The sequence below is a fragment of the Kaistia terrae genome, from assembly GCF_026344005.1.
GTDB classification, from domain to species: Bacteria; Pseudomonadota; Alphaproteobacteria; order Rhizobiales; family Kaistiaceae; genus Kaistia; species Kaistia terrae.
In genome coordinates this window covers 57,570-70,967 of record NZ_JAPKNH010000008.1, presented here as the reverse complement: position 1 = coordinate 70,967, position 13,398 = coordinate 57,570, and the positions used below count along the sequence as shown (strand labels likewise).

Below are 13,398 nucleotides of genomic sequence, written 5' to 3'. Positions count from 1 at the left end.
GGGCCACCCTCCGCCCCAAAGCGAAACCCTTACCCCGGGAACAGCGTCAGACCGCCGTCGACGCGGATCACCTGGCCGTTGATGAATTTTGAGCCGGGTCCGGCGAGGAACGCGACCGCGTCGGCGATTTCGGACGGTTCCGCGTAGCGGTTGAACGAAACGCCTGACGAATCCATCTTGGCCGGATCGACGACGCGCGTTGCCTGGAAGCGGGCCGACTTGGTCGGACCGGGGCTGACGGCGTTGATCCGTACGCCCTGCTCATAGAGCTCCTTGGCGAGGCAGCGCGTGTAATGCACGACGGCCGCCTTCAGCGTCGAATAGACCACTTCCGGCGAGCACCCCATATGCGCCGCCGCCGAGGCGATGTTGATGACCGAGCCGCTGCCCGCCGCCACCATCGCCGGCACGAACGCCTGGCAGACCAGCATGGTGCCGATCAAATTGTTGTTGGTCAGGACCTGGATGTCCTCGAACGAGATATTGAGCGCGTCGTTCGGCTTCGGCTTGTTGCCGGAAGCGCCGATGTCGCCGCCGGCGCAATTGACCAGCACGTTGACGGTGCCGAGCTTGGCCTCGATCTCCGCCTTCATCTTCTTCACGGCTTCCGGATCGCCGATATTGCCGGTGACGGCGACGGTGCGGACGCCGTGCTTGGCGATCTGCTCGGCGACTTCGCCCATGTCCTTCGCCTCGCCATACTTGGCCGGGCCTGTCCATTCGAGATCATGGATGGCGACGTCGGCGCCGAGGCTGGCCAATTTCTCGGCCATGGTGCGGCCGAGGCCGCGACCCGAGCCGGTGACGAAGATGACTTTTCCGGCGAGTTCCTTGCTCATTGGCGAGCTCCTGTTATGTGCGAGGGTTCTGTTCGTCACCTCTCCCTGAAGGAGAGGTCGGAGCGAAGCTCCGGGTGAGGGTTTAGGGAATTCTCCGGTGAGGCCCTAAACCCTCACCCGCCGGCCTGCGGCCGTCGACCTCTTCCGCGAGGCGAGCGGTGTAAGACCTCCCCGTGGTTCAGCCCATGACGCCTAGCGCCTGCATGTTGGCGACGCTCTTGCGGATCATGGCGAGTTCGTATTCGACGAGAGCGCCGTCCTCGCCGCGCTCCCAGGGGGTGCGATAGTCGGCGTCGTCGGCGAGACGGTTTCGCCGGGCAGCCAGAAGGCAGGCGGCGAGCGAGCGGGCGGCGCGCGGCGCATAGCCGTTCCACCAGTCCGGCGTCAGCAGCCGCACATTGCGGACATCGAGCGCGCCGGGCTCCAGCACGGCGGTCAATTTCGGATGATGCTCGGCCAGAATCGCCAGCACGTCGCGAAACGGCACCGCGCCGTCGCCGATGGCGCAGCGGACCAGGCGAAAGCCCTCGTCGGTGAACTGGGCGTTGTAGTCCTTGAGGTGCACGTGCCGGACCCAGGGCGCGATGCGTCGGGTAAAATCGAGCGGCGCCTCGCCGACCGGCAGCGTGTTGCCGGTGTCGTAGCAGATGCCGACACTGGGTCCCGCTTCCTCGCAAAGCCCGACCAGTTCATCGCTGGTGAAATCCTGATGGTTTTCGATCACCATCGTACGGCCCTCGGCCTCCGCGCGCGGGGCATAGAGCGCCAGCGACGCATGCACGCCGCGCACCAGCTCATGCCATTTCTCGCCCCAGGCGTTGCGGTCGCCGCAGAGCACCGAGGTCAGGCAGACGCGGATCAGCTTGGCATCCAGCCTTTCAGCGGAGTGAAACGCGCTGTCGAGCGGGCCGTGGTTCAGGCCGCTGCTGATCACCGGCGTCATGCCGAGCGCGGCAAGCCGGGCCTTCAGCGCCGCGACTTCGCTGTCGTCGAGGCGCGCGATCCAGGGCTCGAAGATCTCCAGCGTTTTCGCACCCAGCTCTTCGGCAAGGTCGACAAACCCGTCGAGCCCGCGCCCGTCCGGGTTGGCTCGCGGCGTACCGTGACCCTGCAGGCCGAGATAGTAGGTCAATCCGTACGGGTTCAGTCCGACTTGCAGCATGGCGATTCCGATCTGGCGAAGGGATGCTTTCGGGCGGTGCGACTTAGCGGAGGCCGCCATCGACGGTGATGGATTGCTTGGTGATCATCCGGCTGTCATCGGCGCCGAGGAAGAGCGCGGTGCGCGCGATCTCCTCGCCGAGAAGGACGGTGCGGATACATTGGCGGCTGACCATGGCCTCGACGCTTTCCGGCGTCGGATACCAGAGCGCGTGCTGCTTTTCGGTCATCACGGCGCCGGGCTCGATCGCGTTGACGCGGATGTTGTCGGCCCCAAAAGCGCGCGCCAGGCTGCGCGTCAGGCCGAGCACCGCCGCCTTGGCCGTGGTGTAGGAAGGCATGTTTGGCGCGCCGCCGCGCCAGGCGATCGACGAGAAATTGATGATCGAGCCACCGCCAAGCGCCTGCATCTGCGGTCGCACGGCCTGGGCTGTAAAGAATTGCGGGCGAAGGTTGATCGACTGCGACCAGTCCCAATATTCGGGCGTCACATCGTCGATCTCGTGCCGGTCGTCATTCGCGGCGTTGTTGACGAGCACGCCGATCGGCCCCAACTGGCGACCCACTTCGGCGATGATGGCCCGTGTCGCCTCGATGTCGGTGAGATCGCAGCGGAAGAAACGTGGGCCATGTTCCGCGCCGGCGAGGTCGGCGGCGAGCGCCTGGCCGGCTTCTTCCTGGATATCGACGAAGGCGACTTTGGCCCCCGATCCGGTAAAGGCGCGAACGATGTCGGCTCCGATGCCGGAGGCGCCGCCGGTCACAAAGACGACGCGCCCGGAGAGACTGGGGTAGTTGGCAAAAGTCATGGAGGCTGGCCTGTCCGGTGGGGTCTCAGAGGAGCTTCTTGGTGATCGGGTCGAACAGGCAGGCATGGGACATGTCGATGCCGAGCGTGATCGTCTCGCCCATGCGCGGCGCTTCGTCCGGGTCGAATCTCCCGACAACCTCCAGATCGCCGAAGCGCATGAAGCCGATCGTCTCGGCCCCGGTCGGCTCCACCATTTCGACGGGAGCGTCGACCTTGGCGATGGAGGGTTTCGCTGCCTTCAGTTCCGGCGAGTAGCGGAAGATGTGCTCGGGCCTGACGCCGAGGATGACGTTGCGGGTGGAGATCCCGCTGACACCCTCATGCAGCGCCAGCATCGTCGTGCTGGCGCCTGCCGTCTTGATCGAGACGGCGGGCTTGCCATCCGTGTCTGTGCCGACTTCGGCGGGAATGAAGTTCATTGCAGGCGAGCCCATGAAGCCGGCGACGAACATGTTGGCCGGCCGGTCATAGACCGTCTGTGGCTCGTCGAATTGCTGCACCTGGCCCTGGTGCATCACGGCGATGCGCGAGGCGAGGGTCATCGCTTCGACCTGGTCATGCGTGACATAGACCGTGGTCTTGCCGACGCGGTGGTGCAGCTTCTTGATCTCGGTGCGCATATCGACGCGAAGCTTGGCGTCGAGGTTGGAAAGCGGCTCGTCGAACAGGAACAGCTTTGGGTCGCGCACCAGCGCGCGGCCCATGGCGACGCGCTGGCGCTGGCCGCCGGAAAGCTGGCCGGGCTTGCGACCGAGCAGCGGCTCGATCTGCAGCAGGGCGGAGACCCGCTTCACTGCCTCGTCGCGCTGCGGCTTCGGCACGCCCCGGCTTTCCATGCCGAAGGTGATGTTTTCGCGCACGGTCATGGTGGGGTAGAGCGCGTAGGACTGGAACACCATGGCGATGTCGCGGTCTTTCGGCGCGACCGAATTGACCAGCCGGTCGCCGATGCGGATCTCGCCCTCAGACACTGTTTCGAGCCCGGCGATCATGGCGAGCAGGGTCGATTTTCCGCAGCCGGACGGACCAACCAGCGCAATGAATTCGCCCGCTTGCGCCTCGATGTTGATGCCCTTCAGGACCTCGACGGCCCCAAAGCTCTTGCGCAGATTGCGGATGGTCAGGGACGACATGCAGGCCTCATCGATTGGGTCGCGACCGGGTCTTGCTTCGCGCGGATCACTGGATCGCGCCTCATTTGATCGCGCCTTGGGTCAGGCCACGGACGAAATATTTGCCGCCGAGGAAGTAGACGAGCAGCGGCGGCAGGGCGCCGATCAGCACGGCGGCGCTCATCACGTCATAGGCGCGGACATTGGTGCCGCTCGCGGTCAGCGCCACGAGGGCGGCGGTGATCGGCTGTTCGCGGCCCGAGGTGAACACGACGCCGAACAGATATTCGTTCCAGATGCCGGTGAACTGCCAGATCACGGTGACGATCAGGATCGGCGGCGACAGCGGCAGGATGATCTTGCGGAAGATCCGCCAGAAGCCGGCGCCGTCGATGCGCGCCGCCTTGATCAGGTCGTCCGGGATCGAGACGTAGTAGTTGCGGCAGAACAGGGTGGTGAATGAGATGCCCTGCACGACGTGGACGAGGATCAGCCCGTAGGTCGAGTTGGTCAGGCCGAGCTTGCCGAGGATGAAGGCCCAGGGCATCAGCGCGATCTGGCCCGGCATGAAGACGCCGAGCAGCATCAGCGTGAAAAGCACATCCGATCCGCGAAAACGCCATTTTGACAGTACGTAGCCGTTCATGGCGCCGAGCATGGTCGAGATGATTGTCGCCGGGATCGCCATCCAGAGCGAGTTCATGAAATTGCGGCGCATGCCCTCGCAGGTGCCGCCTATGCAATAGGTGCTCCAGGCGTCGGCCCAGGCGGTGAGCTGGAAGCTGCGGGGGAAGGCGATCAGGCCGTTGCGGGCGATCTCCGGCTGCTCGCGAAACGAGTTGAAGACGAGGATCAGCAACGGCACGAGGTAGATGACCGCGAAAATGGTCAGCAGCGCATAGATGATCACGCGGCTGGCAAAATGCCGCCGGCCGGCCATCGTGGCCTCGCGGTCATGGGCCCGGTCGAGCGCGACATCAGCCATGACGGCTCTCCTTGCGGTGACGCCAGACGACGTAGAACGAGTAGGGCACCAGCACGACGGCAAGGGCGGCCAGCATCATCATGGCGGCGGCGGCGCCTTCGCCGATCTGGCCGCGCTGGAACATCAGGTCGTAGACATAGATCGCCGGGAAGGTGGTCGAGATGCCCGGGCCGCCTCGCGTCAGCGCCGCGACGAGATCGAAGGTCTTGATGGCGAACTGGATCTGGATCACCGCGACCGCGAGGAAGATCGGCGCAATCACCGGCAGGATCACCTTGCGATAGGTGCGGAAGGTCGACGCGCCGTCGATCTGCGCCGCCTTGATCAGGTCCTGGTCGACTGAGCGCAATCCGGCGAGAAACAGCGCCATGGCGAAGCCGGAGCTTTGCCATATTCCGGTGATGATGATCGCGTAGATGGCCGTGTTGCGGTCGGAGGCGAGGGCGAAGTTGAAATTCGTCCAGCCGAGGCTCCTGACCAGCATCTGGATGCCGTCGACGGGATTATAGAGCCAGCTCCAGACCGTGCCGGTGACGATGAACGAGACGGCGAGCGGATAGAGGAAGATCGTCCGCCACATCGCCTCGCCGCGCACGCGCTGGTCGATCAGGATGGCGAGGGCCAGGCCGATCGCCATGGCGCCGACAATGTAGAAGGCGGAGAAGAAGAACAGGTTGCTGTAGGCGATGTTCCAGCGCCGGTTGCTCCAGAGCGAGGCGTAATTGTCGAGACCGACAAAGCCATAGCTCGGCAACAGCGACGAATTGGACAGCGAGATGTACAGCGTCCAGCTCGTGAAGACGAAGATGTAGACAAACGACGCCGCGAGCGACGGTACGAGAACGAAGATAGGCAAGGCCTTGGTCAGGCGCTCGCGCCATGAGGGTCCCGGATTGGCCTGCCCGGTTCTCCGGCCGACATCCGTATCGATGCTCGACATTACTGGCCCTGTCCGTTGTGAGCCGTATCCACCTTGGTGAATCTGGCTATCACCTCTCCCGGCGGGAGAGGTCGGCTCGAAGAGCCGGGTGAGGGTTTAGGGAACCATCCGGTGAGGCCGTAAACCCTCACCCGCCGCCCTGCGTGCGTCGACCTCTCCCGTGAGGCGAGCGGTGAGAATGGCGCTGGTGTTTCAAGATCGATGTGACTTGATGCAACGAAGGATCGGGCGCGACGCCGAGGCATCGCGCCCGGAGACGTCGTTACATCTGGGCCTCGACGGCATCCGCGATCGCGGTGGCCGCCTGTTCCGGCGTCATGGCGGGCGTGTTCACGAACTCGGTGACCGTGTCCATGATCGCGCCGCGGTACTTCTGCGGGATCGTCATGTTGTGGGCCATCGAGCGGACCAGCGTGCCGCCATCGATCGATGCCTGCAGATCCTTCTGGGACAGCTGCTGGCAGGGGTTGAAGCCGGACGACAGGTCGACGTCCATCCGGGCCGGGATCGAACCCTTGGCCTGGTTGAAGGCGGTCTGGAATTCCGGCGACAGGATCGTCTTGGCGAGCAGTTGCTGGCCGGAGACGTAGTCCGGGTCCTTCTGGGTGAAGAACACGACCGAGTCGGCGTTCAGGATGAAGCCCGGCTTGCCCCAGTCGGTCGGCGCCTGGCTGCAGGTGTAGTCGGTGCCTTCCTTGAAGCCGGCCGCGGTCAAGAGGCCGATGGTCCAGTCGCCCATGATGTGGAAGGCGGCGTCGCCCTTGCCGACCATGGCCGACATGGTGTCCCAATCGCGCCCAACCATGCCGGGATCCATGTATTTCGACGTCATCAGGCGAAGCTGGGTCAGGGCCTTGACCATACCTTCGCTACGCAGGGCATCGACGTCGCCCTCGACGAAGGCCTTCTTGTAGAGATCGATGTCCTGGCCGTAGACGACCACTTCGAACACGGTCGAATCGGTCCAGTCGGCGGTCGAATGGGCGATGCAGATCTTGCCCGCCGCGACGACCTTCTCGCAGGCCGCATTGAACTCGGCCCAGGTCTTCGGCACAGCGTCGACGCCGGCTTCCTTGAGTACCTTCGGCGACGACCACAGCCAGTTGATGCGGTGGATGTTCATCGGCGCGGCAACCCAGTTGCCGGTCGGCTTCATCACGGAGATCAGTTCGGGCGCGACGACCTTTTCCCAGCCTTCGGCCGCGGCAAGCTCATCGAGATTGGCGGTCATGCCCGTCGCGTTCCACTCGACGATCTCGGGACCCTTGAGCTGGACAGCGGGCGGGGCATTGCCGGCGATCACGTCGGCGCGGAGCTTGGCAAGGGTGTTGGCCGTGTGGCCGGCGATCGAGGTCTGTTCCCATTTGCCGCCGGCGGCGGTGAACATCTCGCCCAGCTTGGCGACGGCGGCGGCATCGGAGCCGGTCGCCCATTGGTGCAGCAAATTCGTTTTGGGCTCGGCGATCGCCGTCCCGCTCAGGAGGGCAAAGGTCAATAGACCAGCGCTCGCCTTCAATGCGAATGTCATGGTTCTCTCCCTGGATGGTCCGCCCGATACTTGCGACCGGTTTGCGCGGTTACTTGTTTTTTGTGGCTTTCAGTTCATTTCCCCGCGATCTGACGCCTCTTTTTTTCTAAGATGAACATATTAATGTGTCAACGCATCCGAACCATCTGATTATCTACGCTGCACCGCCATATATTTGCTTGATACCGGCTAAAACCGCCAAGGCGGATCGAGCTAACGTCTTGGTCAATCAGCCATCTTGAAAATGTTGCGCCGCCCTCTCGGCGCGGGGCAAGTCAAGCAAGCGGCAAGATCCCAAATGCACTAAAAGAGGGCAGCCGGTCCCGCGCCGGTGGCCGGGCCGGATTTCGCGGGTGGATCGATTCGACCGCAGGGGCGGGGCCTTGACGAATTCTCGCAAAGGGCGGCCCGATGGGGCGTTGCATCGCCGTGGAAGCAGGATGATGACGACCGAACCTACCTCGTCCCCGCAGCCCTATCCCGCGCCGGAAGCGTCGTCCGAGCGGGCGGGTTATTCGCCTGCCGGGCAAAACCTCGTCCATGCCGCCGACCACAATCTGCGCGTCACGCTGGAGGGGTTGCGTCGCACAGGGGCGATGAGCCGGCTGGAGCTGGCCAAGCTGACCGGGCTCACCGTTCCCGGCATCACCAACATCGTCCGCAAGCTTGTTGCCGATGGCCTGGTTCGCGAGGGAACGGCCGAATCATCCCGCGCGAACCGCTTCGGCATGGTGGCGGAAGGGGCGGTGGCGCTCGGCATCGACGTTACCGACGACATGGCGCGCCTCATCGCCATCGATCTCGCCGGCCATGTCCTTTTCCGCAAGGAGCACCCCGTCGAGGCCGGGGATGCGGCGTCGACGGTGATTGATATGGCGTCCGAGGCGCTGGAGCGGCTGGCGGATCAGACGACTGCGCGTGTCATGGGCGTCGGGATTACGGCGTTGGATTGCGCGGATGCCGTCCGCGCGTCGCTGGCGCCGCTACCGGTCATCGTCGAGCCCGACACCATCGCGGCCGCGCTAGGCGAGCGACAGTTCGGCGTTGCCGAGGCCGGCGACAGCTTCGTCTACATCCTGCTGGGCGCCTCGACACGCGCCGGCATGATCATCGGCGGCTCCGTCTTCAACGGTGTCGACCAGAAGGCGGGCCGTGTTGGTTCCATGCGGACGGGCGAGGACGGGCGCCTGCTGGATCAGGCCGCCTCGACAGCGGTTCTGCGGGGGCTGGAGGGGGAGGGCGCGGATCATCCCGTGGTCGCGAACTGGATCGAGGAGACCAGCGCCCATCTGATGGATTCGATCATCGCCATCTCCGCCTTCATCGCGCCGCGCGATATCTATGTCGGCGGCCGTCTGCCGCCCGGATGGATCGACGCGCTGGTGCAGCGGCTGGGCGCGGGCCGGCAGGAACGCATGGTCGAGCCGACGCAGCCCTATTGGCTGCCCGAAATCGCGCGCGGCTCCCTCGCGCAGGACGCGGTCCTGCTGGGGATCGCGGCGATGCCGTTCCTGGAATTCCTGTTGCCCGATCCGCGCCGGCCGTTCCGGCCCTAAAGGCAGCGTCGCGCCGTGGAGTTCTTCACCTCTCCCTCAGGGAGAGGTGAGGAGGGGCGCCGCCGCCCGACCCGGCCTTGTGTCGTCGCTGCGCAGCGGCGAGCGGGTCAATTGCGCAGGGTCGGCGGATTCGAGCCGCAGCGCGTGCGACAGCGGCATGGTGGCGGCGCCAAGCGCTGCTGCGTCTTCCGAGCCGACGGCGCGGTGGATGCGTGGCGTCGGCCGGAGGTCGCGCGACAGTGCCTCGCGCACATAGCCGAGCAACTCGTCGATGATCGTCACCGGGATGCGGCCGCCGATCAGCACGGCGTCGGGATTGATCAAGAGGCCGATGTCGATCGCCGCTTCCGCGATATGGCCGGCCGCCATCCTGAGCCATTGCGTCAGGAGCAGCTTGCCGCGCGCGTCGAGCGTCAACAGTTCCTGCGGCCGCTCGACGGCGATGCCGTGGCTGGCGAGGTAATCGTAGAGGATGAACAGAGACACGACCTGGCCGAGCGGCTGCACGCGCTGGCCGGCCGGCGCGTCCGGCAGGGTGACTGGCAGCCAGCCGATTTCGCCGCTGATGCCGGTGGTGCCGTGATAGCAGGCGCCGTCGAGCACCAGGCCGCCGCCGAGGCCGGAACCGAAGAAGATGTAGAAGAAGCTGCGGATCTCGACGCCGAGGCCATAGGTCAGCTCGCCGATCGCTGCCGCCGTGGCGTCGTTGTCGATCAGGATCGGATGGCTGGTGATGCGGGCGAAGCGCTCGCGCACGTCGACGCTGCGCCAAGACCGGTAGGCTTCCGGCATGCCGATGAACGGGATTTCGCCGAGCCAGTCGGGAAAGGCGACGCCGATGCCGGCAAGGCGCGTTTCGTCGATGGCGTGGCGGCGGCGGAACGTCTTCAGCGCCTCTTTCATCTCGGCGAAGAATTCGTCCGGCAGCATGAAGCGGGTTTCGCGGTGGATGCGGTCGCGCACCGTGCCGACGGCGTCGACGGCGACGATGGTCAGGTGATCGCGGCCGAAGCCGACGCCGACGGCGAAGCACCCTTCCGGGTTGATCTCGAGCTCGATCGCCGGCTGGCCGCGCATGCCGTAGCGCCGGCGCGCCTCGACGACGAGGCCGTCATCGATCAGCTTCTCGGTGATGCGGGCGACGGCCTGCTTGCTGAGGCCGGAGCGGGCGGCGAGTTCGGTGCGGGAAATCGGCGCGTGCCAGCGAATGGTGCGCAGGATCACCGCCTGGTTATGGCTCGCCGCCAGCCCGGAATTCGAGCCGGCGAGGTCGCCTGGAGCCGTCTTTGATTTCATAGGGATGTCAGGGCCGCCGGCGGAGATCATGGTTGATCTTCCGCCGGCGGATAGAGAGCAAGCTTGGCTAACTTGTCAAGAATGACCGGAGCCTACCTCTGCTTGATGAGCCAGCTACGGACTTCGAACGGGTTCAGGTCCGGTCCGGCGGCGCGATCGACGGCCTCTTCCAGAATGTTGATCGGCCCGGACAGCAGCCAGCCGTCTTTCGGCGTGATGTCGAGGCGACCGCGACCGCCGGCCGGCTCATAGACGCGCAGAACGAGCGCCTTGCCGTCTTCGCTGGCCTTGAGGCCGCCGAGGCCGGCCGCGACGCCGGAGACGGCGATCGGGGTATGCGCGCCGGTCGCAATGTCGGAAGCGCGGATGGCGAGCAGCGGCTGGTTCAGGTCGAGCGCTTCCTCGCGCACGCCGCCCTCGTGCCAGGCCCCTGCATGCGGCAGCAGCGAGTAGACGAAGCTCTGCTCGCCCTCGTCCGCCAGCGGATCCGGGTAGATCGGCGCGCGCAGCAGGCTGAGGCCGAGCACATTGCCCTTGATGCTGTGGCCATACTTGCCGTTGTTGAGCAGCGCCACGCCGAAGCCGGTTTCCGACAGGTCGGCGAAGCGATGCGCCGGCACTTCGAACTTGGCCTCGTCCCACGAGGTGTTGTTGTGGGTGGTGCGGCGGACGACGCCGAAGGCGCATTCGAAGGTGGCGAGATCCGAGCGGATATCGACGGGCGTCAGCGTCCGCAGCAGAACGCGGCGGTCATGCCAGTCGAGATCGGTCTGGATGTCGAGACGCGGTGAGTTGGCGAAGAGCTGCAGCGTCTGGGTGATGGTCGAGTCGCGGAATTTTCGCACGATCCGGATGGAGCCCCGGTGCGGGCCGGACTCGGTCACCTCGAAGCTTTCGAACGAGGTCAGCTCCAGCCCATGCTTGGCGTAGTCGTCCTCGAGGTCCCAGGCGTCCCAGTTGCGGGGCTTGTCCATCGGATAGACCCAGAGCTGGTTGCCGCGACCGGCGAGCGCCTCGCGGCCGCTGCGCTTGTCGAACAGGCTGGCGATCGTGCCGTCGGGATTGAGCGTGACGCGGACCAGGCTGTTCTCGAGCTTCTGCTTCGAGACGCTGAGGCCGGCGGTGGGCGCCAGATCCTTGTCGTCGAGCACGAGGATGCCGAGCGGCGGCACGACCGCGTCGACGGAGATCGCCTTTCCGTCGAGTTCGACCCGGACCGGGCGGGCATGCAGGTCGGGATTGACGACGACGAGCGCGTTCTTCGCCTCGCCCTTCGGCAATTGGCCGACCAGCGCGGCGAGACCGGCCTGCTGCGCCTCGTGACCGGTGGCGAGCGCCTCGCCAAGCTCGCGCTCGGCATCGTCATAGATCTCGCGGATGCCGGAGCCGGGCAGGATGTCGTGGAACTCGTTCTTGAGCACCTTGCGCCAGGCGATTTCCAGGTTCTCCGGCCGGGCGCCACCCAAAAGGTTGGCGAGCGAGGCAACAGTCTCGGCGGTGATCAGCGCACGCTCGGCATGGCGGTGCAGGCGCTTGGTATGGCTCTGCGTCGTCAGCGTGGCGCGGTGCAGCTCGAGATAGATCTCGCCCTGCCAGACCGGGATCTCGGCGGCGGGGATGGCGTGCATGCGGGCATAGACGTCCTCGACGCGGACGGGCGAGAGCGTCGGGATCGCCGGGAAATCGGCCAGTTGCGCCTGTCGCTCCAGCATTTCCGGCGTCACGCCGCCGCCGCCATCGCCATAGCCGACGGCGAGCAGGCTCTCGTCATGGATGGTCTTGGCGCCGAAATTGCCCCAGGTGCCGAGGAGCGCCTCGGGCTCGGTCGAGCCGTTATAGCCGCGGACCGGATTGTCGAAGGTGTGGGCGATGACGCGGCTGCCGTCGAGGCCTTCCCAGAAGAACAAATCATGCGGGAATTTGTTGGTCTCGGACCAGTTCACCTTGATGGTGAAGAAGGAGTCCATGCCGCCCTGCTGGAGAAGCTGCGGCAGGGCCGGCGAGAAGCCGAAGCAGTCCGGCAGCCAGCAGACGCGGTGGCGGACGCCGAACTTCTCCTCGAAATAGCGCTGGCCGTAGAGGATCTGGCGCACGAAGCTTTCGCCGGTCGGCATGTTGGTGTCGGGCTCGACCCACATGCCGCCGATCGTCTCCCACTGGCCGCTCTTCACCGCAGCCTGGATCTCCTTGAACAGCGCGGGGTCGTCTTCCTCGATCTGCGCGTAATAGGCGGCGGTCGACTGGTTGAAGACGAAATCGGGGAAGCGCTCCATCAGGCGCAAAGCCGTGTTGAAGGTGCGGCGCGCCTTGCGGCGGGTCTCGTCATAGGGCCAGAGCCAGGCGAGATCGATATGGGCGTGGCCGGTGATGCCGAGCTTGCCCTGCTGCGGATAGCGCGCCTTCAGGCCCTTCAGCGCTTCGGTCAGATCCTTGAGTGCGCGCGAGACGCTGGCGCGGTGATCCTGGCGCAGGCCTTCCGGATTGGCTTTCAGCGGCGGCAACTGCCAGATCTTCTGCTGGCCGTGCTGCGGCGCCGTGCGGGCGACATAGTCCTGCGTCGCCGAGGGCCAGTCGAGCGCTGCGAAGGTGTTCTCGGCCGCGGTGATCAGGTGCGGCACGACCTCGTGCGCGCCGAGGAAGTGGGCTGCTTCCGAAACCTGGCGCAGCAGCAGCGCCAGTTCATGCACCGGCTGGTCGATCCAGGCCAGATGGGCGCGGGTCAGGCGCGGCTCGCGCACCGGCTCGCCGAAGGGCAGGCGGGCGACGGAGTCGACATGGATCTTGAAGCGGCGGCCGGGGACCGGGAATTCCTGGTGGAACGGGTCAAGGCCGAAGCGCTTTTCAGCGCCTGCGCCGACGGGCGTCAGCGTGATCAGGCTCTCGCCGCCGACATCGATCAGAAGGCGCACATCCTCGAGCGACCAATGCTCGGGGACGGAGGCTTCCGTGTCGAAGGTGACGGTGCCGTCCTTCTTGGGCCAGAAGCCGCCCATGGCGATCGGCGCGCCCTCGAACTGCCAGTTTTCAACCGCGAGCGTCTCGCGCTCGCGCCAGAACCCCAGTTCCTCGACGCGGACGTCGATGCGGGCGAGCCGCTGCTGGAGGGTCAGGGACATGGGAATTCTCCGTCTCGGATAGGGGTATGGATCAATGGAAAGGGCGGGGTTGGG

At 65.5% G+C, this 13,398-nt stretch carries 10 protein-coding genes; 1 reads left to right on the top strand and 9 read right to left on the bottom strand.

The window, feature by feature from the left end; all coding sequences use genetic code 11:
* Nucleotides 1-29: 29 nt before the first annotated feature.
* From OSH12_RS20065 to OSH12_RS20035, 7 genes are all read right to left on the bottom strand, one after another.
* Nucleotides 30-839, bottom strand: a complete 810-nt coding sequence (locus tag OSH12_RS20065; RefSeq protein WP_266345397.1) for an SDR family NAD(P)-dependent oxidoreductase — start codon at nt 837-839, stop codon at nt 30-32.
* 178 nt (nt 840-1,017) lie between these two features.
* Entirely contained in the window at nt 1,018-2,001 is a 984-nt protein-coding gene (locus OSH12_RS20060) for a sugar phosphate isomerase/epimerase family protein (protein WP_266345396.1), read from the bottom strand.
* A 43-nt stretch (nt 2,002-2,044) separates the two neighbouring features.
* Nucleotides 2,045-2,809, bottom strand: coding sequence for an SDR family NAD(P)-dependent oxidoreductase (locus tag OSH12_RS20055; protein WP_266345395.1), 765 nt, complete (start codon nt 2,807-2,809; stop codon nt 2,045-2,047).
* 25 nt (nt 2,810-2,834) lie between these two features.
* Nucleotides 2,835-3,944 (bottom strand): ABC transporter ATP-binding protein, encoded by a 1,110-nt coding sequence (locus tag OSH12_RS20050; protein ID WP_266345394.1) that lies wholly within the window; start codon nt 3,942-3,944, stop codon nt 2,835-2,837.
* Between the two features lie 61 nt (nt 3,945-4,005).
* On the bottom strand, nt 4,006-4,908 hold the full coding sequence (locus tag OSH12_RS20045; RefSeq protein ID WP_266345393.1) for a carbohydrate ABC transporter permease: 903 nt from the start codon (nt 4,906-4,908) through the stop codon (nt 4,006-4,008).
* The gene (locus OSH12_RS20040) at nt 4,901-5,848 is read right to left on the bottom strand and encodes a carbohydrate ABC transporter permease (RefSeq protein ID WP_266345392.1); all 948 of its coding nucleotides are present in this window, start codon (nt 5,846-5,848) and stop codon (nt 4,901-4,903) included. The genes OSH12_RS20045 and OSH12_RS20040 overlap by 8 nt, the downstream gene beginning before the upstream one ends.
* Nucleotides 5,849-6,110: 262 nt before the next feature.
* Nucleotides 6,111-7,376, bottom strand: a complete 1,266-nt coding sequence (locus OSH12_RS20035) for an ABC transporter substrate-binding protein (protein WP_266345391.1) — start codon at nt 7,374-7,376, stop codon at nt 6,111-6,113.
* Nucleotides 7,377-7,816: 440 nt separating this feature from the next.
* Here OSH12_RS20035 and OSH12_RS20030 point away from each other — a divergent pair, with 440 nt between their 5' ends.
* Entirely contained in the window at nt 7,817-8,932 is a 1,116-nt protein-coding gene (locus tag OSH12_RS20030; RefSeq protein WP_266345390.1) for an ROK family transcriptional regulator, read from the top strand.
* A gap of 36 nt (nt 8,933-8,968) precedes the next feature.
* On the opposite strand, the gene OSH12_RS20025 is transcribed toward OSH12_RS20030, so the two are convergent.
* Nucleotides 8,969-10,228: an ROK family transcriptional regulator gene (locus tag OSH12_RS20025; protein ID WP_266345389.1), complete on the bottom strand. Its 1,260-nt coding sequence runs from the start codon at nt 10,226-10,228 to the stop codon at nt 8,969-8,971.
* A 92-nt stretch (nt 10,229-10,320) separates the two neighbouring features.
* Nucleotides 10,321-13,344: an alpha-mannosidase gene (locus tag OSH12_RS20020; protein ID WP_266345388.1), complete on the bottom strand. Its 3,024-nt coding sequence runs from the start codon at nt 13,342-13,344 to the stop codon at nt 10,321-10,323.
* Nucleotides 13,345-13,398: the final 54 nt, after the last annotated feature.

Bases quoted from the DNA above. Each gene is read 5' to 3' on its own strand.
- OSH12_RS20065 (WP_266345397.1), bottom strand. From the start codon at position 839: ATGAGCAAGGAACTCGCCGGAAAAGTCATCTTCGTCACCGGCTCGGGT.
- OSH12_RS20060 (WP_266345396.1), bottom strand. From the start codon at position 2,001: ATGCTGCAAGTCGGACTGAACCCGTACGGATTGACCTACTATCTCGGC.
- OSH12_RS20055 (WP_266345395.1), bottom strand. From the start codon at position 2,809: ATGACTTTTGCCAACTACCCCAGTCTCTCCGGGCGCGTCGTCTTTGTG.
- OSH12_RS20050 (WP_266345394.1), bottom strand. From the start codon at position 3,944: ATGTCGTCCCTGACCATCCGCAATCTGCGCAAGAGCTTTGGGGCCGTC.
- OSH12_RS20045 (WP_266345393.1), bottom strand. From the start codon at position 4,908: ATGGCTGATGTCGCGCTCGACCGGGCCCATGACCGCGAGGCCACGATG.
- OSH12_RS20040 (WP_266345392.1), bottom strand. From the start codon at position 5,848: ATGTCGAGCATCGATACGGATGTCGGCCGGAGAACCGGGCAGGCCAAT.
- OSH12_RS20035 (WP_266345391.1), bottom strand. From the start codon at position 7,376: ATGACATTCGCATTGAAGGCGAGCGCTGGTCTATTGACCTTTGCCCTC.
- OSH12_RS20030 (WP_266345390.1), top strand. From the start codon at position 7,817: ATGATGACGACCGAACCTACCTCGTCCCCGCAGCCCTATCCCGCGCCG.
- OSH12_RS20025 (WP_266345389.1), bottom strand. From the start codon at position 10,228: ATGAAATCAAAGACGGCTCCAGGCGACCTCGCCGGCTCGAATTCCGGG.
- OSH12_RS20020 (WP_266345388.1), bottom strand. From the start codon at position 13,344: ATGTCCCTGACCCTCCAGCAGCGGCTCGCCCGCATCGACGTCCGCGTC.